Origin of the sequence: Mesotoga infera, assembly GCF_900157305.1 — a bacterium.
GTDB classification, from domain to species: Bacteria; Thermotogota; Thermotogae; order Petrotogales; family Kosmotogaceae; genus Mesotoga; species Mesotoga infera.
In genome coordinates, this window is the sequence record NZ_LS974202.1 from 1,866,066 (window position 1) to 1,889,885 (window position 23,820).

The 23,820-nt window shown below is 47.3% G+C and carries 27 protein-coding genes and 2 tRNA genes; 4 read left to right on the top strand and 25 right to left on the bottom strand.

Features of this window, described 5'->3' with window-relative positions:
• Positions 1–74: 74 nt before the first annotated feature.
• The 4 genes from MESINF_RS08445 to recJ form a co-directional block, all read right to left on the bottom strand.
• Positions 75–150 (bottom strand) — tRNA-Arg (locus tag MESINF_RS08445).
• Positions 129–836, bottom strand: a complete 708-nt coding sequence (gene ruvX, locus MESINF_RS08450; RefSeq protein WP_169699412.1) for a Holliday junction resolvase RuvX — start codon at positions 834–836, stop codon at positions 129–131. The genes MESINF_RS08445 and ruvX overlap by 22 nt, the downstream gene beginning before the upstream one ends.
• Positions 817–1,089, bottom strand: a complete 273-nt coding sequence (locus tag MESINF_RS08455; RefSeq protein WP_169699413.1) for a DUF3343 domain-containing protein — start codon at positions 1,087–1,089, stop codon at positions 817–819. Before MESINF_RS08455 ends, ruvX begins: the two co-directional genes overlap by 20 nt.
• Positions 1,082–4,225, bottom strand: coding sequence for a single-stranded-DNA-specific exonuclease RecJ (gene recJ / locus MESINF_RS08460; RefSeq protein ID WP_169699414.1), 3,144 nt, complete (start codon positions 4,223–4,225; stop codon positions 1,082–1,084). The genes MESINF_RS08455 and recJ overlap by 8 nt, the downstream gene beginning before the upstream one ends.
• Positions 4,226–4,395: 170 nt before the next feature.
• Here recJ and MESINF_RS08465 point away from each other — a divergent pair, with 170 nt between their 5' ends.
• The gene (locus tag MESINF_RS08465) at positions 4,396–5,034 is read left to right on the top strand and encodes a pseudouridine synthase (RefSeq protein WP_231936686.1); all 639 of its coding nucleotides are present in this window, start codon (positions 4,396–4,398) and stop codon (positions 5,032–5,034) included.
• Between the two features lie 31 nt (positions 5,035–5,065).
• Here the strand turns inward: MESINF_RS08465 and MESINF_RS08470 are convergent, their stop codons facing one another.
• The 5 genes from MESINF_RS08470 to acpP all read right to left on the bottom strand — a co-directional run bounded on the left by MESINF_RS08470 (position 5,066) and on the right by acpP (position 10,520).
• The gene (locus MESINF_RS08470; RefSeq protein ID WP_169699416.1) at positions 5,066–7,096 is read right to left on the bottom strand and encodes a PEGA domain-containing protein; all 2,031 of its coding nucleotides are present in this window, start codon (positions 7,094–7,096) and stop codon (positions 5,066–5,068) included.
• A gap of 25 nt (positions 7,097–7,121) precedes the next feature.
• Positions 7,122–8,543, bottom strand: a complete 1,422-nt coding sequence (locus MESINF_RS08475) for a DUF5693 family protein (RefSeq protein WP_169699417.1) — start codon at positions 8,541–8,543, stop codon at positions 7,122–7,124.
• 23 nt (positions 8,544–8,566) lie between these two features.
• On the bottom strand, positions 8,567–9,337 hold the full coding sequence (locus tag MESINF_RS08480) for a hypothetical protein (RefSeq protein WP_169699418.1): 771 nt from the start codon (positions 9,335–9,337) through the stop codon (positions 8,567–8,569).
• Complete coding sequence (locus MESINF_RS08485; protein WP_231936687.1) at positions 9,334–10,203, bottom strand: RluA family pseudouridine synthase; 870 nt, start codon at positions 10,201–10,203, stop codon at positions 9,334–9,336. Before MESINF_RS08485 ends, MESINF_RS08480 begins: the two co-directional genes overlap by 4 nt.
• Before the next feature lie 65 nt (positions 10,204–10,268).
• Positions 10,269–10,520: an acyl carrier protein gene (acpP, locus tag MESINF_RS08490; protein ID WP_169699419.1), complete on the bottom strand. Its 252-nt coding sequence runs from the start codon at positions 10,518–10,520 to the stop codon at positions 10,269–10,271.
• Positions 10,521–10,662: 142 nt separating this feature from the next.
• Here acpP and MESINF_RS08495 point away from each other — a divergent pair, with 142 nt between their 5' ends.
• Together MESINF_RS08495 and MESINF_RS08500 are read left to right on the top strand one after the other, a co-directional pair.
• Positions 10,663–11,490, top strand: coding sequence for a purine-nucleoside phosphorylase (locus MESINF_RS08495; protein ID WP_169699420.1), 828 nt, complete (start codon positions 10,663–10,665; stop codon positions 11,488–11,490).
• Complete coding sequence (locus MESINF_RS08500; RefSeq protein WP_169699421.1) at positions 11,483–12,487, top strand: DHH family phosphoesterase; 1,005 nt, start codon at positions 11,483–11,485, stop codon at positions 12,485–12,487. The genes MESINF_RS08495 and MESINF_RS08500 overlap by 8 nt, the downstream gene beginning before the upstream one ends.
• On the opposite strand, the gene MESINF_RS08505 is transcribed toward MESINF_RS08500, so the two are convergent.
• The 4 genes from MESINF_RS08505 to folE2 are packed head-to-tail and all read right to left on the bottom strand — an operon-like array spanning position 12,477 to position 15,244.
• Positions 12,477–13,112 (bottom strand): site-2 protease family protein, encoded by a 636-nt coding sequence (locus MESINF_RS08505; RefSeq protein ID WP_169699422.1) that lies wholly within the window; start codon positions 13,110–13,112, stop codon positions 12,477–12,479. The genes MESINF_RS08500 and MESINF_RS08505 overlap by 11 nt on opposite strands.
• The gene (gene rsmI, locus MESINF_RS08510) at positions 13,096–13,809 is read right to left on the bottom strand and encodes a 16S rRNA (cytidine(1402)-2'-O)-methyltransferase (RefSeq protein WP_169699423.1); all 714 of its coding nucleotides are present in this window, start codon (positions 13,807–13,809) and stop codon (positions 13,096–13,098) included. The genes MESINF_RS08505 and rsmI overlap by 17 nt, the downstream gene beginning before the upstream one ends.
• Positions 13,809–14,477 carry a 16S rRNA (guanine(527)-N(7))-methyltransferase RsmG gene (rsmG, locus tag MESINF_RS08515; RefSeq protein ID WP_169699424.1) on the bottom strand — a complete coding sequence of 223 codons (669 nt, stop codon included), beginning with the start codon at positions 14,475–14,477 and terminating at the stop codon, positions 13,809–13,811. The genes rsmI and rsmG overlap by 1 nt, the downstream gene beginning before the upstream one ends.
• Positions 14,474–15,244, bottom strand: a complete 771-nt coding sequence (gene folE2, locus MESINF_RS08520; protein ID WP_169699425.1) for a GTP cyclohydrolase FolE2 — start codon at positions 15,242–15,244, stop codon at positions 14,474–14,476. Before folE2 ends, rsmG begins: the two co-directional genes overlap by 4 nt.
• 50 nt (positions 15,245–15,294) lie before the next feature.
• Here folE2 and MESINF_RS08525 point away from each other — a divergent pair.
• Positions 15,295–15,383 (top strand) — tRNA-Ser (locus MESINF_RS08525).
• Between the two features lie 19 nt (positions 15,384–15,402).
• On the opposite strand, the gene lepB is transcribed toward MESINF_RS08525, so the two are convergent.
• The 12 genes from lepB to glyA form a co-directional block, all read right to left on the bottom strand.
• Positions 15,403–16,236: a signal peptidase I gene (gene lepB / locus MESINF_RS08530; RefSeq protein ID WP_408631271.1), complete on the bottom strand. Its 834-nt coding sequence runs from the start codon at positions 16,234–16,236 to the stop codon at positions 15,403–15,405.
• A 15-nt stretch (positions 16,237–16,251) separates the two neighbouring features.
• Positions 16,252–16,599, bottom strand: coding sequence for a 50S ribosomal protein L19 (gene rplS / locus MESINF_RS08535; protein WP_169699427.1), 348 nt, complete (start codon positions 16,597–16,599; stop codon positions 16,252–16,254).
• Positions 16,600–16,601: 2 nt separating this feature from the next.
• On the bottom strand, positions 16,602–17,183 hold the full coding sequence (locus MESINF_RS08540) for an RNA methyltransferase (RefSeq protein ID WP_169699428.1): 582 nt from the start codon (positions 17,181–17,183) through the stop codon (positions 16,602–16,604).
• The gene (trmD, locus tag MESINF_RS08545) at positions 17,173–17,916 is read right to left on the bottom strand and encodes a tRNA (guanosine(37)-N1)-methyltransferase TrmD (protein ID WP_169699429.1); all 744 of its coding nucleotides are present in this window, start codon (positions 17,914–17,916) and stop codon (positions 17,173–17,175) included. Before trmD ends, MESINF_RS08540 begins: the two co-directional genes overlap by 11 nt.
• A 4-nt stretch (positions 17,917–17,920) precedes the next feature.
• Positions 17,921–18,469, bottom strand: a complete 549-nt coding sequence (gene rimM / locus MESINF_RS08550) for a ribosome maturation factor RimM (RefSeq protein WP_169699430.1) — start codon at positions 18,467–18,469, stop codon at positions 17,921–17,923.
• A complete protein-coding gene (locus MESINF_RS08555) occupies positions 18,466–18,699 on the bottom strand; it encodes a KH domain-containing protein (RefSeq protein ID WP_169700969.1) in 234 nt (77 codons plus the stop codon). Before MESINF_RS08555 ends, rimM begins: the two co-directional genes overlap by 4 nt.
• Positions 18,699–18,986 (bottom strand): 30S ribosomal protein S16, encoded by a 288-nt coding sequence (gene rpsP / locus MESINF_RS08560; RefSeq protein WP_169699431.1) that lies wholly within the window; start codon positions 18,984–18,986, stop codon positions 18,699–18,701. The genes MESINF_RS08555 and rpsP overlap by 1 nt, the downstream gene beginning before the upstream one ends.
• A 34-nt stretch (positions 18,987–19,020) precedes the next feature.
• A complete protein-coding gene (ffh, locus tag MESINF_RS08565; protein WP_169699432.1) occupies positions 19,021–20,337 on the bottom strand; it encodes a signal recognition particle protein in 1,317 nt (438 codons plus the stop codon).
• Between the two features lie 241 nt (positions 20,338–20,578).
• Positions 20,579–21,145: a thymidine kinase gene (locus MESINF_RS08570; RefSeq protein ID WP_169699433.1), complete on the bottom strand. Its 567-nt coding sequence runs from the start codon at positions 21,143–21,145 to the stop codon at positions 20,579–20,581.
• 12 nt (positions 21,146–21,157) lie between these two features.
• On the bottom strand, positions 21,158–21,925 hold the full coding sequence (locus MESINF_RS08575) for a carbohydrate kinase family protein (protein WP_169699434.1): 768 nt from the start codon (positions 21,923–21,925) through the stop codon (positions 21,158–21,160).
• A complete protein-coding gene (gene upp, locus MESINF_RS08580) occupies positions 21,900–22,532 on the bottom strand; it encodes a uracil phosphoribosyltransferase (protein WP_169699435.1) in 633 nt (210 codons plus the stop codon). The genes MESINF_RS08575 and upp overlap by 26 nt, the downstream gene beginning before the upstream one ends.
• A complete protein-coding gene (glyA, locus tag MESINF_RS08585) occupies positions 22,525–23,814 on the bottom strand; it encodes a serine hydroxymethyltransferase (protein WP_169699436.1) in 1,290 nt (429 codons plus the stop codon). The genes upp and glyA overlap by 8 nt, the downstream gene beginning before the upstream one ends.
• Positions 23,815–23,820 lie beyond the last annotated feature (6 nt).

The following is a 23,820-nucleotide window of genomic DNA, read 5'->3' on the forward strand; positions in this document are numbered from 1 at the left end:
AGTAATCCTTACACAGTCTCGCGTGGACTCCAGGAGAGACGGTTCCTGACAATTTCCCCGATATCGCTGTTCTATGGCGTGCTCGGTGGGATTTGAACCCACAGTCTCTGGATCCGGAGTCCAGCGCTCTATCCGTTGAGCCACGAGCACATGTACACGGCACAATTGTCTGCCGGCTCGATGCTAGAAGCGGGCAGTTCAGCACCTTCAGTGATTACTATTATATCGTAAGTTGAGAAGTCGATATCGTCAAGAAGGTTTTTCGGTTTGAAGCCCTTTTTCACGAAGGAGAGATATATCTGTGGATCTTCCACATAGACGTCCATTTCTTTTGTCGAATCGAGCCCCACTATCTTTGAAGAGAGCGGCGCGTAGAGTAGCGCTTTTTTTCCGGCATCTATAGGCGGAAAGTTACGACATACGGGAAAGAGATCCCTAACTTCCCAGTTTACTGTGGTTCCGCGAGAGTAGTTTCTCAGTATTTCCATAGCGCTCAGTATATCGCGCCGGGTCGAGAAACTCAGCCCACTGTCTTTTGCGATCCTTTCGGAGGATTTCGTTGTGAGTCTTTCGTCGGTCAATATCACCCTACCCGGAAATATCTTTTTCACTTTTTCGGCGAATGCAACGACTTTCATCGCCAGCTGGTTGAACCGACCCGACATAGAAAGTGGCAGCCCTATGACCGTTAGATCTATCTCTCTTTGAGAGAAGATTTCCTTCAGGCTTTTGCGATAATCTCTGTGCTCTATCGTCTCGAGTGGAATCTCGATACCTTCTATTTGGATCGCCAGACCGATTCTCACAGTGCCGAAGTCAATTCCCAGTATCTTCATAAAACTCTCTCACGGGATTTGAATGGCAGTGAGCTATTGAAAGCGGGTCCAGACCATTTCTCTCCAGAACCTCGAGGCAACATTCCAAATTGCCAGAAGAAATGGCAATAGATATTGAACAGCCCGGAAAACGTTGCGGCGGGGTGGGAAAGAGTTTGGCGGCAACTCCCGCTTCTCTCAACGCTTTCATGGAAGGAAGAACGGCTCCCAGGGGCATTAAAAGCAGGATGTCCAGACACGCTGTCTCAACCAACTCTCAGCACCTCTTCGGAATTGGTAAGACTGCGCAACAGTCCCCTGGTGGTCATAGTCGAAAGCTTTGTGGCAAACCAGCGCGTCATTCTCTTTTCAGCTATACCCTCTCTGTATCTAAGGGTTTTTTTGACCAGAGTAGTATCCAGTTCTCCATTCGAACTGCTGTACCACACATTGCCATCGTAATTCAGCAGGTTCATCTCTTCCAGAATCGAAAGATAGACCTTGGAGATACCGTCTTCGAAGCTCAAAGCCTTTCTTATATCTCTTTCGGGAGCGGGAAGTACATCTTTCAAATCCTGATAGACGGCTTCCAGCTCTTCAATAGTAGGGAAAAGCCTGTCCATTTCGCTTGTGTTCGAAAGCAGGTCGCTTTTGTTGAACGAGAGGTTCAAGAAGAGCTCGGAGTCTTCGCCAGGCCTCGTTGAGACGGAATCGAGAACCTCCAGAAAGTTTCTCGGAGCGCTGTAAAATACGATGTTAGAATTTCCTAACGTGACTCCGAGTCCGTCGCTGGAGGGCGTGGTGATCAGAACTCTAATCTTTTGTCTTTCGACCAACGAGTAGATCACCGATCTCTGGAAGTCCTTTAACATATAGTTGTAGAATATCAACTCGCCGTTTTGAAGGGCGTGAGAAAGCCTCGAACCCATTGATTTGGCCAGCGTCACAGTCTTATGTGGAGAATCGACGATAACTGCTACGTTTTCTCCATGACCGACGATGGACATGACTTGCTCGACCTTTTTCCGGGAGCCTCTGTTGTCTATGATACCTACCTTTTTTATGGGGTTGGGCTTATAAACGTGGGAGATTCTCCTATCGGCAAGAAACTCCTTGAGGTCGTCGTAATACACGCTTCCGGTGAAGCCCGATATGTCCAAAACCGAATCAATAAGACTTAAAAAGCCTTCGAGATCAGGATGGCCCTTGAATATACCCGAGAGAATATAGGCCGGTTCGTCAAATATTACCTCTCCTGCGGTTTCCAAGATCCTTGCAAAGTTTTCGACGAAGAAGGGAAGGGTAACGAATATAACGTTCTCTTCTAGACTTCCCCTGTACAGAGAATTGGCAAAAACTGGTTTAATCGCATCGAGGTAATGTTGAAGAGAGTAGTAAGTGTGTGCGAGCGTTCCGTTGATAGCCGAAACTATGAAGGTCTTCAGCCCTTTCTGGTAGTTTCTTAATATCCTTAAGGCAAGAAAGGGGTTCTTCAAACGTATATTGCCGAAGGTGCCCCAGGGACTCTTCGAACTTATATCCATGAATTCCGGGCATTTGTGCGAGAGCTTCTTTTCGAGTTCTGAAATCAAAGCCGAGACGTCATTCTTAACCTGAGAAGCAGGCTGCTGATTTTTCCAGTCCCTTATGAATTCAAAAACAAAGTTTTTGTCCCTGACTTCCTCTTCGAAGACGGGATCTATGTACAGATTGACATCTGAAAGCGAAAGCTTCACGCTTTGGAGCCCGTAGAGGTTGTCGCTCTTTATAGAGGCAACGGCATCCACCTTCAAAAGATTGGGTTTTACGTATTTGAAGTCATCAAAAATGGAACTCATGTTGTAGCCTATTGCGAGTGTTTTTCTATCGCCCGACCGGAGGATCATCTTCACGTGATCGCTTCCACTCCCGAAGGTTTTGGCCTTTTCTATGTTCAGACCCTTTATCAGAAACTTGGGTTCGGGATTCGAATGTCCGAAAGGTCTGAGAATCTCGAGTTTGTCCAATACGTGGGGAGTTATCGATTCGAGAGACAAAACGTCGTCCACATCTATCTTAAAGACTGGCAATTTTCTTCCGTATTGCCTTATATAAGCTTCATTGATAGCCCTGCGAAATTCCGGAATGTTTTCTTTGTCAATACTGAAGCCAGCGGCCATTTCATGCCCTCCGAACTCCCTGAGCAGAGAAGAGACCTCGTTCAACAAACTGATTATGCTGACTCCAGAAGGACTCCTGGCCGATCCCTTTCCGTCCTGTCCAGTGGTGGAGATGAGAAAAACAGGTTTGTTGTGTATAGAGACAAGTCTTGAAGCGACGATGCCCAGTACTCCAAGGTGCCAGTTATCTCCATCGATGACGAGTGCGAAATCGTCGTTCATTCGATGGTTTATCTCTAGATCTTTGGAAGTCTGCTCGAAAATTTTGGCCTCGATCGTCTGGCGATTCTGATTGTGCTTCAAAAGTCTGCTGGCCGTGTTCATTGCCGAATCCATGTCCTCGCTAATAAGCAACTCCAGTGCCACAATGGCTGAATCCATTCTTCCTGCCGCATTGAGTTTGGGTGCTATCTTGAAGGCGATATCTTGGGCCGTCAGATTTTCCGAAGGAATTCTCAAATAAGATAGGAGAGCTTTCAACCCCAGAAGAGGGCTGCTCTGTATCTTCGCCGTTCCTTCTCTCACGATGTATCTATTTTCGTCGCGCAGTGGTACAATGTCGGCTATAGTTCCAAGGGCTACTATGTCTAGATATTCTTCGGGATTGATGGGGCAACGCAGCGTCTCATTCAACGCCACCAGAAGTTTGAAAGCAACTCCGACACCGGCCAACCCTTTGAAGGGATAAGAATCGTCAGGTCTCTTTGGATTGATAACCGCGTTTGCAGGAGGAAGAATGTCCTTTACTTCGTGGTGATCGGTGACTACCACATCGAATCCGATTTCTCTTGCGTACTCTATTTCACTGAACGATGTTACTCCGCAATCTACAGTTATCAGGAGACTGTGACCCCTGTCACGGAGATCTTTGAGGGCGTCTCTACTGAGACCGTAGCCCTCCTCGAGTCTCAGGGGTATGTAATAGCTGACTTTGAAGCCCATTCTCTTCATTGCCAAATAAAGCAGTGCGGTACTGGTAACGCCGTCCACATCGTAATCGCCGAAGATCACGATACTCTCATCTCTGTCTCTCGCACCGATAATGGTTCTGACGGCTACCGTCATGTCCTGGAGTATAAAAGGATCGTGAAGGATCGTCTTATCTGGGTTCAGGAACTTCATAGCTTCGATTTCGTCTTTTATACCCCTTGTAACAAGCAATCTGGCCAAAAAAGTATCTATTCCCAAATACTCGACGAGCCTCTTCACAGATTCATCGTCGGGCTTAAGCAGAAGCCACTCCTTTCTCATAAGGAATCCACCCTCTCTTTTTTTCTTTTGTAAAGATTATACCATTGACCGCGTTACCCTGGTTTAGCAAACGCCTGGTTAGGTAAGAAATACTGGTGTAGAATCTATTTATGAGAATAGATCGCTTTATTTCAGAGTTTGAAGGACTTAGTAGGAGTTGCAGTAGATCGTTGATAAAGAGTGGAAAAGTCTCCGTTGATGGCATGATTGTGCGCGATCCCTCTCTTCACGTGGAAGAGAATGCCAGTGTTGTACTCGATGGAAAGAGAGTGGTCGTTTTCGGAATGATTTATATCATGATGAACAAGCCGGCCGGCTATGTCTGTTCCAGAGAGAAATCGGAGGGGCCGAGCGTTTTTGATCTTGTAAAGGAAAGGTTTTCGCACGACCTCTCCGTTGCCGGAAGACTCGACAGGGATTCCACCGGGTTGACTTTACTGTCGAACGACGGTCAGTTCGTACACCATGTTATCTCTCCGAAAAAAGCGATCGAAAAGGAGTATCTTGTCCAGACGGTGAAGCCGCTAACACCTGAACAGATCGAAGCCATGAGTGGTGGTCTGCTCATAGGTCGTGGGGAGTTTTCGAAACCTGTGAGGGTTAGGGTTATGGGAGAGAGTTCGATCGAGATAACACTTACCGAAGGACGTTTCCACGAAATCAAAAGGCTTGTAAAGGCTTCGGGAAACGAGGTGCGGGCACTTCACAGAAGCCGAATCGGCGGTCTTTCACTCCCGGAGTCTATGAAACCCGGCGAGTGGATCGATATCGGAGAAAATGCACTGAAAAAAATAACCGGGGCTAAATAGCCCCGGTTATTTCTGGATATCGATCGAGATCTCAATCGATTTTAGTCAGATTAAATGAAAGGTTGTGATCTCCCTTTCCGAAGTAGCGATAAGTGATCGACACCCTATAACCTTCAAGAACGATTATTATTTCGTAGTACCCGGGTTCCAGCTCGACAATGCGGTCGGTTATTCCGTAGTCCTTACCGTTTATAAAGATCCTGGCGTTCTTGGGATCTGATGTTATGTTTATTCTCGCGACCGGTTTCTCTTCCTGCATAACTACCTTCAGCGACGATGTTGTACCGGCGCTCAGATTTACGTCTCTGGTCTCGGTTAGATAGCCGGCCTTTTCGATCTTGACCGTGTGTCTTCCTGCATCTAGATCTATGGTTATAGGAGATCTTCCGACATATGAGTTGTCAACATAGATGGTAGCGTTGGAGGGATCGGTTTCGATCGAAAGTCTGGCCTTCTTGCTGTAGAGCGTTGCGGTCACCTGTCTATCTCTATCCAGATTGACAGATGTCACGAAGTCTTCGTAGCCGTCGAGCGTAAGCTGAACCGTGTATGTTCCCTCTTTCAGTGTCAGCGCTATCGGTGTCATGCCTTCGTAAGTACCGTTGATATAGACTCTGGCATTCGAAGGAGAACTCGAAACCGATAGCTTGTAGGTCTTGATTTGAGGGGAGAGCGTTATACTCTTGGATATCGAACGGTTCAGCAGCAAGGTCTCGTAATAGGTTTCGTAACCCGACTTCTCGATCCGCAGATTCTTGGTCCCTTCAGGAAGTGTAAGGTTAAGCGGGCTGCGTCCCATGTACGTGTTGTCGATATATACATCGGCACTCGAAGGGTTCGTTATCAGTGAGAGCTGGTAATTGACGACGATCGGTTTGAGAGTTATGTTCTTGGAAATCGAGCGGTCGAGCACGAAGGTCTCGTAATAGGTTTCGTAACCTGATCTATCTATCCTCAGATTCTTGGTTCCCTCTTCGAGCGTCAGGTTGAGCGGACTGCGACCCATGTACGTGTTGTCGATATAGACATCTGCTCCCGAAGGATTGGTTATGAGAGATAACTGATAACTGGCGGCTATCTTCTTCAGGGATATGTTCTTGGAAATCGAGCGGTCGAGCACGAAGGTCTCGTAATAGGTCTCGTAACCGGACCTTTCGATCCGCAGGTTCTTGGTTCCCTCTTCGAGTGTCAGGTTTAGCGGACTGCGACCTACATACCTGTTGTCGATGTAAACGTCGGCACTCGAAGGGTTAGTTGCGATGGACAGCTGGTAGTTGCTGACCAATTTCTGAAGATCGATCTTGATGTCCACAGTTCTACCGGCGCTTATGGTGAACTGCCTAGTTTCCGTTCTGTAACCGTCTCTGTAAGCGGTCACTATATGGTTGCCTTCGTCCAGTTCCAGTGTGATCGGGCTTGTTCCGATGTTCTTTCCATCGACATACAGGATGGCGCCAGAAGGCGTGGTAGTTATCCTGGCGTATCCTTTGTTCGGCATAATGTCGAGGTAGAACCAGGCCGTAGAAACTGCGTACTCCTGCTTGTCGATGACCGGTATGACTTTGGAGACAACGAAATCGTCGGCACTGGAGCTGGCTTTCGGGAAGACATCACCGCTCTGGACTTTCTTTAGGAGATCGTCGAGAAAACCCAGGGGCTGTGTCGATGCCACTATCTGGAAGATCTCCTTTCCTCCGCCGGTTTCACTCGTCAGTTGCAATCTATAACGTGTCGTTGCACTGTCGGTGGGAAGGGTGTAATTTCTATTTGCCCTTACGAAATTGTCTCTATCATAGCCATTGGGGAAGATCAATTGTATTTCTCCATTGGGAGTAATGTCGTATATGGCCACATAAGCATCCTTGTTGACTTTGAAGTACGTTTTCACTTCCTCACCGGAGTAATATAGAGATCCGTTGTCTCGATCGAGCCAGATCGTAACCTCGAGAGTACCCTGAGGTTTTTCTGGAACGATTATCACCTTCTGTAGATCGTAAGTTACCACTCCAAAGGAAACAGCTGCCAGGACTATTAAAAATGAAACCAGAAGCGCTTTTTTCATGCTAAATCCCTCCTCACTCAAGATGTTATTTAGACCCCTCTCTGCTTTCCACGTTCAAAGATCCTTCCGATTCTTTGATAATGTTACCGTTTTTATTAGAAAACCACTTCAATACCAGCGCGAACAATACGCCGAAGACCAACGAGTACAGACTCCTCAGAAGGCCTGTCCAGAGGGGAACAGTGGCATGGCAAAAAGTGTTGACGACTGAAACTATCGATATTGAACCACCGGCAATTATCAACGGTCCGAGCTTTCCCTCGAACTTGAAACCGTTCTTTATTGATATCACCAGAAGCGGGTACGCCAGAATCTCTTTGAAACGCGGTCTTACAAGCAACAGGCTATCTAGAATATCCCTGATTTGCCTTTCCAGGTCCAGCACCAACGAAAAATTCCCGCTTCTCAGTATGTAGTATACAGCCCCGATGGCTACCAGACAAAGAATCGCGACATCTGCTCCGCTCATCTTTTGCTTTGCGCTTCGCAGGAAACCTCTCAGGAAGAGCCATCCGGGAAGGGTGACGAGGGACAGTTTTACTCCACGGAATAGTTCAAGACCGTTTTGATAGGCCGGTGTAAGCATGGAAGAGTTGATCGACAATCCAAGAAAAACCGAAAAGGCAAAAAATAACAGGATTCCTCTCACAGTATCTCTTGCGGTCTTCGATAGATAGTAATATATGGCGAAGTGTCCCGATATCGCTCCCAACGGTAGTCCTATGGAAGGGAAGAATATCCATAAAGGCAGGATCACCAGTGCCAGAAAAGGACTGAGGGAGGCCACCAGAAAGAGGATGAAAGCCGTGGAAAGAATGAAAAACCTGGAATTCCCCGCCCTGGGAGAGGTAACCGAACTCTGAAGAAGGTTCAATTCTTCAAGTTTCTCGTCAACCTGCCTGACGAAATCTTCGTAGGCGAAGTCGTTTTCAGGTTTTAAGAAAAGTAGCATATCGATACTTCTTTCACGAACGGCCCTGACATATCTCACAACGGCCGCCTTAACATCGTAGTTCGGGTATTCCTTTTTCTTCAAGTTGTGCACTCTAAAGACCAGGGTCTTCTCTCTTCGCAATTTCAGTACCTCTTTGACGTATTCGCCTCGCTCATCGAACTCCATATACCCGGTGTACGTAGAGTGACTGTCCAACATCTCGGCCAGTTGCGCAGCGGTATAGGGCGAAATGCCGGTCAATATTATAGGCCTCTGGAGGGGGAGAATCTCCGGGAGAAGCGACCAATGATCCTTCAAATCGATGAATATGACTGAAACACCGAGTTCCGACGAACGCGACTTCAAATCTTTCGCAGAGATCAAAGTCAAAGAATCGACTCCTTCAACGGCACTTTCGGTAACCAGAGTGGTTTTTGCGTATACTTCGTCGAATCTGAATCTCCATGGAATATACAGTATGGCTATTATTATACCCATCAGGGCAGCTAACAAAATAAATTTCCCGGTGAGTCGTTTTACAACTTTTGATCGATCTCTCCGCCTTCTTCTTTTTTCAGACTTTCTGGGTTTAAGTGGAACTGCCGCCAATATCTTTCCCTCCTCCCGACAAGAAGATAAAGAAAAATTACAACACCTATCAGAAATGGAGAGTAAGGCAGAAGAAAGAAGACTCTCCATTTAGCGATAAGGCTGTCCAGGCTGGATCCAAAAATAGCTCTGAAAGACGAATTCATATCGCCGCTCGAGGAGAACTCGTCGACAAGGTACAGCAGACTTTTGTAATCGAACCGCGATAAGAGAAAACTGGCAAAACTTTCGACTGCACCGTAGAAGATTGTCCTATCTTTCTCGGGTGGATAATTCTTTGCATATGCCGTGAAGTCGAAAAATCCCGATCTGAGAGGAGGTCTCCCCGTTCGGGAATGCAGATTCTGGAAGCCCTCAGCGACCAACTCATGATACCATAAAGGGATCGTTTCCGGACCCAAACCTTTCTTTCTCAAATGCTCGAAGAAATAGACATGGGCCAGTTCGTGCCGGGCCACGCCATCTCTGAAGCTGGAAGTATAAAGGAAAATCTGGTACATTCCGTCATCATCTATTGCGGCCGGCTGTTCGTGTCCCTGACCGGTGAGTATTGTCAGGTTGTATCTTACCTGAAAACCGTATATTTCAATCAATTCTTCGTTGGCAACCTTTATCTCGTTTCTTATTCTCGTTTCGGTCTGAGCAAGGAGAGACAGAGAGATTAGAAGCCATATTATCAAGGGTGATCGTGCTTTCATTCGAGTGACGCCAGGACCTTAAGTAGATCCTCTGGTAGTTTTGAATCCACAGTTATCTTCGATCCCGAACTGTACGTAAATCCAAGGTGCTGGCAGTGGAGAAAATACCTTTTCAAACCGCTGGCCTTTTTGAAGTTCCTATTGAATGTCCTGTCGCCGTAAACATCGTCCCCGGCGACGGGGCAGCCGATTTGGGCCATCTGGCGCCTGATTTGATGCTTCTTTCCTGTGTGAAGACGCACCTTGAGCAACGATACTTCTCTATAACGCTTCTCGAGTGAATACTCGAGCGCTTCGAGGACCCCTTCGCTCATGGATTCAAGCCTTCCATTCTCGGCTTGCGGAAAATCTTTAACCAGTGTAAGGTAGATCTTCTCGACTTTGTGTTCTCTAAACAACCTGGAAACTTCCCTGGCCGAAGCCAGGGACTTCGAGAACAGGATAACGCCGGATGTGTGTTTGTCGAGCCTGTGAACTGGGTGAGGTTCGAACCCTTTTTCTCTTCCGTAGGCCAGCAGGCCTTCGATCAGCGTTACTATCTGTATCCCCTTTCCTGGATGCACCGAGATACCGGCCGGTTTATCCAACGCGATAATGGCATCGTCTTCGTAGATGATATCGAGCGGAATCTTCCGGGGTGTAAGTTCTCTGGTCTCTTCCAGCCTTTTCATTCTTGATGAGTCGCCCAGGTAATAAACCTGAAGAACATCTCCAATAGAAAGCCTGTGAGATCCATCTTTCACCCGTTTACCGTTTACTTTGACGTTTCCCTTTCTGAGAAGTTTGTATATTGAAGAGAGCTTCAGATCATCGAGAACATTTCTCAAGAACCTGTCCAGTCTCTCGTAATAATTACCGTCTTCCACCTTGAATTCTCTATAGATTTAGACCACCCCTACGATAACGGGGAGCTTTAGCTCCCCGTGAAAACTCACTCTTCTAATTTGAGACCCTTGCTTATCTGCTCAACTATATCTCCAACCGTGGAGATATTTTCGATCTGCTCATCTTCGACCTTCAAATTGAACTCATCTTCAAAAGCCATTACCAGATCGACAAGATCCAGGGAATCGGCTCCAAGATCCTCGGTCAAATCGGAATCGATCGCTATTTCATCCTCTTCAATACCGAGTTTTTCGGCTATTATGGTCTTTACCCTGTCAAAAACCTCGTCTTGCGTCAAAAGATTTCCTCCCTTCTCGTTGAATCTGGAAATCAATACCAGAACGAAAACCCCGGGTAAATGTAATCACCCGTAGATTTCACGATGCTCTCATTATTATATAATAACTTCGTACGATACGGTTTGATGCCGGAGGTTGTCGATGTTGAATTATTTCCAGATAGCGAGTTCAATGATTAGAGATATCGGAATGAAGCCGAAAATTGCTCTAATTCTCGGGTCGGGGCTAGGATACCTTACGTGCGAGTTTCAGAATAGCACAGCTGTATATTACTCGCAGATACCGGGTTTTCCAGCTTCAACTGTGCAGGGACATTCGGGAAGGTTTATTTTCGGTAACTTTCACGGTATTCCATCGGTTGCGATGGAAGGACGGTTTCACTTTTACGAAGGTCACGAAATCAGAGATGTTGTATCTCCCATTTATCTTTTCAAGGAGATGGGGATCGAACGCCTTTTGATAACCAATGCCTCCGGAGGTATCAACAAGACTTATTCGCCCGGAGAAATCGTCGCGATAAGAGACATAATCAATCTCGGATTCAGGAATCCTCTAAGAGGGCCGAACGAAGAAAAATTTGGTGTCAGGTTCCCCGATATGTCCTCCGTTGTGGATCTTGAATGGCTCGCCCGTCTCAGGGAAAGGCTTTGCCGGGATGGACACGAACTGAAGGAGGGGACCTATATCTGGACACTCGGACCCTCTTATGAAAGTCCTTCGGAGATAAAATCGTTCGAGTTTCTAGGAGCCGACATGGTAGGTATGTCCACGGTGCCGGAATTGATAGCCGCCAACCATTGCAGAATGAAGACCCTAGCGCTTTCATGTGTAACGAATATGGCTTCGGGAATTCTCAAGGAAAAACTGTCGCACGACGATGTTGTTAGAACGGCCAATAGAATAAGACACAGATTCAGCGATATTGTTGGCAAGGCGCTGGAAGTTTTAAAGGAGATCGATGATGAATAGAACCATGAACGCGGTTTTTTCGAGGTTACTTCAGGCTCAAAATATAATGGTTTGCGGCCACATAATGCCGGATGGAGATTGCATATCTTCGGTGGTATCGCTCTCCATGGGACTTGAAAAATTGGGAAAGAAGACGACAATGGCCATTGATTGGAAGATTCCGTCGGTATTTTCACCTTTTCCTCAGGTAGGTAGGATTGTCGATTATTCCCACTATTCAGCTCGGGTAGAAGATCCCGAGCTGTTGGTAATCGTCGACGCGTCTTCACCAGACAGAATCGGAAGGTTCGAAAGATTACTCCGTTATGGAGTGCCTTCGATTCTTATTGATCACCACGCGACCAACACTCACTTCGCCAATCTCTGCTGGGTCGAGCCTTCCTATTCATCTACCGCACAGATGATCTTCGATCTCTTGAAGTTGATGGAAGTTTCTTATGATAGCGATCTGGCTCTGATGAACTATATCGGAATAGCTACCGACACGGGTTTTTTCCGTTATTCCAACGCTAACAGCACGGTGTTCGAAGCCGCAGCCGAGCTTGTAAAACTCGGTGCAGATCCATGTCTGGTCGCCACCGCCATTCTCGAAACTCGAAGGCTGGAAGAGTTTTTTCTTGAGAGAGACGCCATTGACAACCTGAGGTTGCTTTCGAACGACAGGTTTGCGTACTCTTATCTCAAGGCCGAAGATTTCGAGAGATACTCTCTGAGGGAGGATGATTTCGGAGGCTTCGTGGGTGATTTGCGATCCATAGCGACCGTTGAGGTAGCCCTTTTTGCTTCGGAATCTGTAAGAGGCGAGGCACACGTATCATTGCGCTCGAAGAGCTATTTCGACGTCAGCTCTGTCGCAGTGGCATTTGGAGGGGGCGGGCACCCCAGGGCTGCCGGTTTTACGCTCAAGTACGATGGCGACCTTGAAGAGGCACTTCAGGAGGCCGTCGAGTTTATAAGTAGAAGGCTGGAGACGCACCCGAAAAACACTATACTATGAGCCAGGAAAGGATCTGAATGAACTGGGTAACGGGCCACATGATGAGCTGGATCACGCCGATGAGAGAAAGCACCAGGAGGACAAGTATGCCGTACAGCTCGTATTTCACGAGCCAGTTTACATAGCTTTCTGGAACGATCACAGTGATGATGTTGGCACCGTCCAGAGGCGGAATGGGCAAAAGATTGAAGAAAGCAGTGCTCAGATCGATGAACATTACCCAGTAGATCACGTCTGCGAAATAACTCAACGGGTAACTACTAAGGTAGTCGGGCATCAGGGTGGAATACCTGTGAAGACCTGAAAGATAGAAAATCAGACCGGCCAGAAGACCTACGACGAAGTTACCCAGAGAGCCCGAAAGGGCCGTCAATATCGCCTTCGAGTAGCCGAGCTTTCTCAGTTTCCAGTAGTTAACGGGATAGGGTCTAGACCAACCGAATTTGAAGAGATAGTACATCAACAGGCCAACGGGGTCTATCCTTCTTATAAAGCCCGGTTTGCTCCACTCGGTTCTCGTTCTGTCGAAATAGCGGGCCAGATAGTAATGCGAATACTCATGAGTAAGAATGGCTACGATTATCGCCGGTGTCAGAGAGATAAAATTCCTAAGCATCTCTAGCATTTTCACCGCTCCTTCCGGAAACTACAACCGTCAGTTCTCCAACAGGTTCACTCGAAGCGAAATGGGCTATGATTTCTGAGATTTTTCCATTGAGGGATTCCTGAAACTTCTTGGTCATTTCTCTGGCGACGAAGATATCCCTATCACCCAGTGTCTCCAGCAGATCTCTCAGCGTCTCCAAAAGTCTGTACGGCGATTCGAAGAAAACGATCAAACTTTCTTCGAACGTCCCCGTGGAGATCCTTCTGAAAAGCCTTCGTCGATTCTTTCCTCTGGGTAGAAACCCCAAGAAAGTGAAGTTGGCGCCCGGAAAACCGCTCAGAGCGACAGCCGTTGTGACCGCGCTCGGACCGGGGATTACATCCACTTCGATGCCGTTCTCGCGGCAGATTCTTACCAGCGTTGCGCCGGGGTCGGATATCACCGGCATTCCGGCATCGCTCACCAGAGCGATCTTTTCACCGTTTTTCAGACGGCCAAGAAGAATCGGTATCCGACGGGACTGGTTATGCATGTTGAACGAGATTATCTCTTTGCGCTTCAATTCAAGGGCACTCATGAGACTCGATGCTCTCCTGGTATCTTCGGCAACAACCAGCTCTACCTCTCCCAATATTCTCAGGGCACGGAGAGTTATGTCCTCCAGGTTTCCTATCGGTGTGCCTACAAGGTAAAGTCTTCCAAATTGTGGATCCATCACTTCTCTCCCAAAGGAAATTTTGATGCCATGCCGGGCTTCCTCGGGAAACCTTTCGGCGTTTCGGAGACCTTCTTGAAGATTACAAGTTTTCTGGATGAGCCATCCGAAAGCCTGTAACTCATCTCGTCCCGAAACTGTAATCCCAATTTGGCCGAGGCTAAGAAAGCAAAGCGTTTTTCGTCCTCCCAACCTGGCCCTTTGTACAGGTATATCACACCTCCCCTTTCAATCAGCGGTGCGGCCAATTCCAGCGCCACATCACCTCTAGCAACAGCCCTCATGACGGCGCCATCAAACCTTGAGCTCTCTTTCGAATACTCCTCGATCCTTGAAGCCACGGCCGTTACGTTTGATAGGGAAAGTATCGATGAAAACCTCTCTATCTCCCTCACTTTTTTCGTAATTGAATCCACTAGCACCCACTCAGTTTCGGGAAAGGCAATCGCGAGAACCAGCCCGGGGATACCGCCTCCGCTGCCGATATCGATGTAGCTCCCTTCGAGTTTACGGCCTTCGAAGGCCAAAAGAGAATCTTCGATGTGGATAATCATAGCCTTTTCTCGGTCCTTTACGGAGGTCAAATTGTGGGGAGAAGAAATCAATAGATCTACCAGTCGTTGAAATCTTTCACAAATGTCGCTAGAAAAAGAATCCCAAAAATTCATCTGGAGCCCTTCTCAATGCAAGCGTAAGCCTCATGGTTGTGAATCGATTCCTGACTAAGAACCTCGACTCGATACCAATCGACACGCGAATCTTTATTTAGCTTGATAACGACTTCTCTGGAAAGATCCTCCACGAACCTCGGATTGTCGTAAGAGTGTTCAGTTATGTATTTTTCGTCTTCTCTCTTGAGGAGCGAATATGTCGGTGCACTGGCAGAGGCTTCGACTATGTCGATTATCTCTTCTATCCATATCAAGGAGTTCATCCTTACTGAAACCGTCACTTCGGCCCTTTGATTATGGGCGCCCCTGTCACTTATCTCTTTTGAACAGGGGCAGACCGTCATAACCGGAACGCGAACGCGAAGAACGAAATCGAAGTCACCATCCTTCCTGGATATGAAGGAGCAGATGAAAGAGCTGAAACTTTCGCTGTCGCTTACCGGAGCCTTCTTTCTCATGAAGTATGGAAACTCGACCTCTATATGGGCAACATCGGCATTCAAAGCCTGCCTCATATCCTCGAGAATAGACTCCATGTTCTTCGGAGTGATCTTTTTGTGGTGCCTCTCGAGAACCTCTACAAATCTGGACATGTGGGTCCCCCGAAAATCCTTTGGAAGATCCACGAACAGATCGAAGGTTCCTACCGTTTGTTGATTGCCAAATGCCCTATCCATAACTATTATCGGATATTTGATTGATTTGATACCGACCATGTTTATTCTTATGTTTCGTCTATCTCTCTCATTCTGAACATCTCTCACGATCCATCGCCCCTTGAATGTATGAAGACAAAGAGTTATAATCGCACAGTGGAGGCGTATCCTAATTGGCTAAGGAGCCGGTCTTGAAAATCGGTGGGGTTGATGCCCCTTGTGGGTTCGAGTCCCACCGCCTCCGCCAGTAACCGGGAGAATCCCGGTTATTTTTTTAGCGGACCGAAATCCTCCAATGGCCATATGGTCAACATAGGACTGCCAACAATCGCCCTTTCTGGCACAAAGCCGAAATACCTGCTGTCGAAACTCTCCGTCGAGTTATCACCCATCATGAACCGGAATCCATCGGGGACGGTAACCAGAACTGAACCGGTTTCGGGATCGGTCTTTATGTACTTCTCCATACCGAGCGGAGCAAGCACGGAGTCGTAGTATTCTGTGTACTCAATCAGCCCCTTATACGCCTGAAACAATCTATAATAGGGAGAGAACCTCACTGAAGCGTCATCTGGATGGGCCAGTCCGAAATAAAATCTGGTATCGTTGAATATACCTTCTTTCACGTATCTCCTGTCTTCGAGTTGAGGTGGAACTTCTCCGTTGACATATAACTGGTAAACCGGTCGGGCAGCTGTATAATCGGGGGCTTTACGCAGTTCAATTGTATCACCGGGCTTTCCGACCAGTCTTTTGACGTATTTCACATGGCCTTTAAACTCCGCGGGCGAGAAGAAATCCATGAACTTGTCGAATCCCCTCAGATATTTCTGCGATTCGATATCCACATAAGGTGTCCAGAAGACCACTATATCTCCGTAATCCGGTTCTCTGTAAGAGTAAGTTATCTTTTCCACAAAAAGCCTGGCGGGTGGATTTATCGTTGGGATCATCGACCCAGTCGGTACGAGCATAGTTTCAAAGACGAACAGACGAATTATTGTACCGAAGACCACGGCATAAAGGATCGCCTTTCCCCACTCTTTAACCTCGTGAAGAAATCGCGATCCTTTTTTACCAGAAGTCTTCTCCGATTTCACGGAAGCCACAGGACTTCAGTCCCTTTTCTCTTTTATCTTTACCTTACCCTTCACATTTCGTATGTAGTATATCTTCGCTCTTCTGACTTTACCCTTTCTGAGGATTTCAATTTTTTCCAGAGAAGGACTGGTAAACGGGAATATTCTTTCGACTCCCACACCCGCCGCTCCAACTCTTCTGACAGTGAAGGACTTCCCCGTTCCGCTGCCCCTTATTCCCATGACTATTCCTTCGAAAGCCTGTACCCTCTCTTTATTTCCTTCCTTTATTCTTACACTGACCCTTACGGTGTCACCCGGGCCGATTTCGGGAAGGTCTTGCCTCATAAATTCATTTTCCAGAGATCTTATGTACTGATCCATGTTTAATCCCTCCTTTTTTCTGTATCTTCACCTATAAGTCTATCCAATATAACGGCTACGGCCGCACGAACCGAAAGATGGTTGAAATCCGAATTCGCGCGGATCGGTTCAAGAGCGTACTTGCAAAGTTTCAAAACCTCTTCGGGTAATCCCCAGCTGGTTCCAAAGAGAAGGAGATGAGGAATCTCCGAAGTCCTTAGCAACCCTGACATTTCACCGTAAGAAAGTCTGTCGGGACCTCTCTTGGCCGAAGTGAAAACCAGGTGCGGTCTAACGCCTTCGATCCTCTCTATATCTTCTATAACATCTTCGAGATAGGAGGCCTTCCTCACAACGGTTAAAGCTTCACTTCTGCTTGGATTGTACTCTCTGCCAAACTCCTCCAGCCAGTAACTAAGAACATTGTCCACTATCTCCCGCTGTGCTGGAAGGTTGCTAACCACATAGTACCCTTTGATGTTGTAAGTCCTGCACGTTCTAGATATATCGTGAACGTCGAGATTGGTCACGGCGCTGGAAACTATGTTTGCGTGTCTACCGAGAACCGGGTAGTGTATCAAAGCCAGGTATATATTATTCAACATTCTTTCTCAACTCCTCGAAAAGCGAGAGGATTGCCTTTTTGTCGTATAGATCCAGTTCGTGTTTCAAAAAGATATCTGGCCGCCTTTCCATGGTTCTCTCAAGGCTTTTTTTCCTTCTGAATATCTCTATCTTTTCGTGATCGCCGCTCAGGAGAACATCTGGTACTTCGAGCCCTCTGATGTTTCTTGGTCTTGTATAGTGAGGGTGATCCAGAAGGTCTCTGTAAAAGGAATCGTTAACGACCGATTCCATATCTCCCACGACACCGGGAACAAACCTTGAAATGGCCTCGACCATAAGCAGCACCGGGATCTCTCCACCGCTCAGAACGAAATCGCCTATCGAGAGCTCTTCATCGACTATGGACATCACTCTTTCATCTATCCCTTCGTACCTTCCGCAGATAAACAACAGCCTTTCTTTTCTGCTTAGCTCTCTTGCCTTTGTATTGTCGAAAATCTCGCCCTGCGGTGATGTATATATCACATAAGGAACAGGTCCGTTTGCCCTCAAAGCATCGACCGCCCTGAGAATTGGACCGGCCTTCATTACAAGGCCACCACCACCGCCAAATGGATAATCGTCCGTCGTTCTGTGACGATCGTCCGTGAAATCCCGGAGATCGACCGCACCGAATTCGATCAACCCGCTCTCGATGGCTCTGGAGATTACTCCCCACTTAAGAACCGCTTCGAAAAGATCGGGGAATATCGTCAGCACATCGATCTTCATCGCTCTATCTCACCTCTTCGTAATCGAGCGATCTGGCGATCACTATCTTTCTCTCGAAATCCATCGAAACGATATAGTCCTTTATCAGAGGAATCAGTTCTTCATGGATGTTGAAACCATCCTGCCTTCTGATAACCATCACATCGTTCGAGCCCGTTTCGATTATATCCTCCACAGTTCCAACAAAATCTCCGCTCTCATTCCAAACCTGGCAACCGAGAACCTGGAAGAAATAATACTCACCCTCTACCAGTTCGGGCAGATAGTCTCTTTCTACGTAGATGTAATATCCACAAAGACGTTCTACTTGAGAGAGGTTTTCGAATCCTTCGAAGTGGAGGATCCATCCCTTGACTGCCTTTCTGGAACCATCTATTCTGACTTTCACGAGCGATGTTTCGTTTGCTGAAAGGACTGCGTTCTTAAACTTCCTGAAGACCTCATCATTATCGATGGCTATCTTGGCCTTTACTTCTCCCCTCAGTCCATGGGGTTTAATTATTCGACCGATGGGTATCATGCCTTCATAATTGTCGAAGGAACCGCTTTTCATCTAACCACCTTTAGGATGAAGCTCTCTTTGGAGGAACCGGCAAGGGCATTCATCAAAACATTTATAGATTTTATAGTCCGACCATCTTTACCAATTATCTGGCCCACGTCGCTTTCGGAGGCCCTTATTTCAAAGACCCTGTTTCCATTTTCGTCGATCGTATCGGTAACTTTTATAAGATCTGGTTCCCTGACTATTCCTTTTAGAATGTGTTCAAGAACTTCTTTCATCACTCTTTGACTTCTCCGCTCTTCACGTACTTGAGTTCGTTGACTTTCTTCATTACGCCGAACTTTGAGAGAATAGATCTCGCAGTTTCTGTGGGTTGTGCGCCCTTCATGATCCACTGGACGGCCTTTTCCACATCGACGTTAGTCTGCGCTGGATCTCTTATCGGGTCGTAAAATCCCAGCGAGTCTATGTAAGCGCCGTCACGCCTCCTCTGAGAATCCACTACCACTAGTCTGTAAAAGGGCCTGTTTCTCCTGCCCATTCTGGTGAGTCTTATCTTTACCATGTTTTGCCTGCACCTCCTGAGTTGTTTTCACTATTTAAAATGGAAATCCTTTGATTCCTTTTCTGAGTTTTCCCTTCCTGTTGAACTGTTTCATCATATCTTTCATCTGGTCGTAAGATTTAAGAAGCTTGTTCACGTCCTGTATGGTCGTGCCACTGCCCCTTGCCACGCGCTGCTTTCTCGAATAATTAAGCAATTTCGGGTTTCTTCTCTCTTTAAGAGTCATAGAATGGATTATGGCCTCGGTTCTTTTCATGCTCTTTTCGCTGCCGGCTAGATCAACGTCTTTGGGAGCTCCAGGTATCATCTCAAGGATGTCGGCTATTGAACCCATCTTCTTTATCTCTCTCAGTTGATCCAGAAAGTCCTCGAGGTCGAACTTGTTTTTGAGGAACTTCTCCTCCATTTCCCTTGCCTTTTCCTCGTCGACGTTGGCCTGTATCTTGTCAATCAGGGATAGGACGTCGCCCAGGCCTAGTATCCTTCCGGCGACCCTGTCGGGATAGAATACCTCTAGGCCGTCTGGCTTCTCAGAAACACCGATGAACTTAACGGGTTTTCCAGTTACATGTCTTATAGAGAGAATCACACCACCCCTGGCGTCGCCGTCGAGTTTGGTGACAACAAAACCGGACAGTTCAAGCGCTTCATTGAAGGCCTTGGCAGAATTAACGGCGTCCTGACCGGTCATCGCGTCAACCACCATGAGTATTTCGTCGGGCTTCACCAGCGCGGCTATCTCTTTCAATTCACTCATCATTGTATCGTCTATGTGTAACCTGCCTGCCGTATCGAGTATCACGACATCGTTGATATTTTTTATCGCCTGTTGCATCGCCTCTTTGACGATTACCACAGGGTTCCTGCGATCTCCGGTGAACACCGGAATATCTATTTGTTTTCCTAGCTGGACCAGCTGGTCAATAGCAGCCGGTCTGTAAACGTCTGCAGCCACCAAAAGAGGCTTCTTGCCTTCTTTTCGAAGGAGAGTTGCAAGTTTTGCCGAGGTGGTCGTTTTACCGCTCCCCTGGAGACCCACCATCATTATCCTGGCGGGTTGGCTGGATAATCTCAGCGGTGAGGATCTTTCCCCCAGCATGTTTATAAGCTCGTCTCTGACTATTTTTATGAACTGCTGATCCGGTGAAAAGGATTTCAAAACCTCTTCGCCGAGGGATTTTTCCGTTACACCGTTGATGAACTCTTTCACGACTTTGTAGTTGACGTCGGCTTCCAGGAGTGAAAGCTTCACCTGTTTTACTGCTTCTTCTATATTTTTCTCGGATATCCTTCCCTTTCCACTTAGCAGCCTGAAAGCTCTGCCAAGTTTATCCTGGAGATTCTCAAACATCCAAACACCTCCGCAGCTTGAAAAGTATACTACGAGGTTCCCTTCGATTGTTTAATTTATACAAACATCGAAGGTGATAATACTCACCTATAATTAATTTCTGGTTACTATAATGAAATCAATAAACCTAACTAATCCATAAAATCTTTGGGACGAAGAGAATGCTTTGTATAGATATCAAAACTCCGAATTCTATGATCAACGATTAGAAAGCAAATCAGCAGATATGGACTTACTAATTTCATTTATTTGGATTCAGTTTTTTGTAACAATCACGGCAGACTGCTATGTATTTGTCCATTCCTCCCACGTCGATTTCACTATCAATATGGTTGGAAGTCCTGTGCGTGACTGTCGCGTTGTACTCTCCACACACATGGCAGACCGCTTTCTTCTTCACAACTTCGTCGGCTATGGCCATAAGACTGGCCGTTATTGCGAAAGGGCGGTGCTTGTAACTCATATCCAGACCCACGCAGAAGACGTCAATTCCATCGAAGATTATCTGCTGAACTACCTCCAGCAATTGCGGATCAAAAAAGTTCACTTCGTCTATGAATACGGCATCGAGCCTGCCACTCTCTGCCTCGACAGCCCTCGTGACTTCGGCAGAGCTTTTTACATTCACCGCGAGAACCTTTTGACCGGTGTGGCTAACAACGTGGTCCGTCGAGTAACGGTTATCTATGAGTGGTTTGAAGACCTTGATGTTTTTCCTTCCAAGCGTATAGATCTCTACCATCGAGAGGAGCGTTGAGGTCTTTCCCGAATACATGGGTCCCACGACGACCGTAAGCTTTCCAGCCATAGACTTACCTCCTCATCTTTTCTTCATTTGAAACAGATAATCGGAGAGGCTGCCTCTGAAGAGACAGTATCTCGAGCTTTCGAGTACCGCCCACTTCAGGGCTTCCTCGGCGTTTTGCCCTAGTAAAAGCTTGTAAGAAAACACGGCACCGAAGAGGTCTCCGCTTCCCAACTTATCCGTCCCCGGCAACGGGGGACTGTAAACCACACCTCTGTGAATGGCGCCTTTGGCTCCGGCTTTTATTATCAACTTCGATTCGCAAGCTGCCACCGGTGTATGGTCATTCGCCAGAATATAATCGAACTTTTCAAGACTGGATAGATTTTTAAGTTCTATTCCGGGCGACGGGTCGAGTATCCTGTATCTGGAATCGATACCGTCAAGAAGGCTCAGACTTTCGACACCTATCTCGAGTGTCGCATACGCGAGGGCGAACTTCTCTCCTTCAAGAAGCCTCCTCAACGCTCCAGACACGGTAGGTCTCGAAGACCTTTGTACTGCGAGCACTTCTGTGCCGCGATAAAGAAAGATGCCGCGTTGACAATCGCTCTGCACGGGAAGAGAATCGAAAGCATAACCGACCCCTTTGCCATGACTGAAGCAGCTCAGAAAGAGCACATCGATCCCCAAATACGAAAGACACATCGCCACATTGTAGGCCGAACCGCCGGGCCTGGAGGTAACCGATGCATCATGTCCGCTACCGGTGATCTCTATGTCCTGCAGGTATCCTCCGATTACGAGTATTCGATTTTTACTTAGTTCTATAAAGTCTGTCACCGGCATCTCCAAGTCCAGGTATTATATACGCGTGATCGTTGAGTTTCTCATCGAGTGCCGCGGTGAATACTTTGACATCCGGATGGTTCTTCTGGATGAACTTTACCCCTTCGGGTGCAGCTATAAGGCACATCAGCGATATCTGCCTGCCCCCGGCCTTCTTGACCAGCTTTAGAGCCCAGGAAGAAGAGACCCCCGTAGCCAGCATCGGATCGAGAACGAAGATCTGAGTCGTGTCGTCTATCTTTGGCAGCTTCGAGTAGTACTCGACTGGCTGTATAGTGTCGGGGTCGCGGTAGATTCCAATATATCCGACCGAAGCGTTCGGCATCAAAGAAAGAACCCCTTCGACCATTCCGAGTCCTGCCCTGAGGATTGGAACCACAGTAACTTTTTTGTCCTCTATCATTTTCCCGCACATCTTTACCAAAGGAGTCCTGATCTCTTTCTCATAGGTGGGTATATGCCTGGTGGCCTCGTATGTCAAAAGAAGAGTTATCTCCTTCAACAATTCTCTGAACTCCTTCGGGCCGGTCTGATCGTCGCGCATTATAGTCAGTTTGTGCTCAATCAAAGGATGATAAACGATGGTGAGTTGCTCAAACATCCAGCTCACTCCTGCTCACCAGATCGGTGTAGAGCGGGAACCTATCGGTCAATTCCTTCACCTGGCTGCTGACTTCCTTAGCCACTCTCTCGTCTATTTCACCTTTATCGCCGGTAACGTTTTCTATGACCTTCACTACTAGATCGGCTATCAAAGGCATTTCAGCTTCGGTCATTCCCCTGGTGGTTACTGCGGGTGTTCCGACTCTTATGCCACTGGTGACGAAAGGCGACCTCGTCTCTTTCGGGATGGTGTTCTTGTTTACGGTTATTTCGGCTCTCTCCAGCGCTTTTTCTGCTGCTTTGCCCGTTACGTTCTTCGGAGTGAGATCAACGAGAAAGAGATGTGTATCGGTTCCGCCGGAAACGATTCTTAGACCCCTCTCTTCGAAGGAGCTGGAGAGTTTTTTGGCGTTGTTCAGTATATTCTGTTGGTATACTTTGAATTCATCCTTGAGCGCCTCTCCGAAAGAAACGGCCTTGGCTGCTATCACATGCATCAACGGGCCGCCCTGAGTTCCCGGGAAGATCGTTTTGTCTATCGATTTCCCTATCTCTTCATCGTTGGTCAGGATCATTCCACCCCTGGGTCCCCTGAGGGTTTTGTGGGTTGTCGTGGTGACTATATGGGCGAAATCCAACGGGTTCGGATAGAGCCCGGCTGCGACCAATCCCGCAAAATGAGCCATATCTACCATGAGCACTGCGCCGACTTCGTCGGCTATCTCCCTGAATTTCTTGAAATCAATGATTCTAGAATATGCGCTTCCACCGGCTACTATCACTGCCGGTTTATGTTCAACGGCCAACTTCCTGACCGTGTCGTAGTCGATAACTTCGCTTTCCTCGTCCACTCCGTATGCTACTACGTTGAAAAGTCTTCCCGAGAAATTGACTGGCGAGCCGTGGGTTAGATGACCCCCGTGGCTGAGGGACATACCCATTATCGTCATACCGGGCTCTGTGACGGCCAGATAGGCCGCCATATTTGCCTGCGATCCTGAATGGGGTTGAACGTTGACAAACTTGGCGTTGAAGAGACGCTTGGCCCTCTCTCTGGCAAGGTTTTCGGCTTCATCCACGAACTGGCAACCTCCGTAGTATCTCTTACCGGGATACCCTTCGGCGTACTTGTTCGTCATAATCGATCCAGCGGCCTCCATTACGGCCCTGGAAACGAAATTTTCCGAGGCGATCAATTCCAATCCGTGTTCCTGCCTTTTTAGCTCCTTGATAATTATATCGAATACCTCTTTATCTTTTTTACCAAGAACTTCCCACATAAGAAA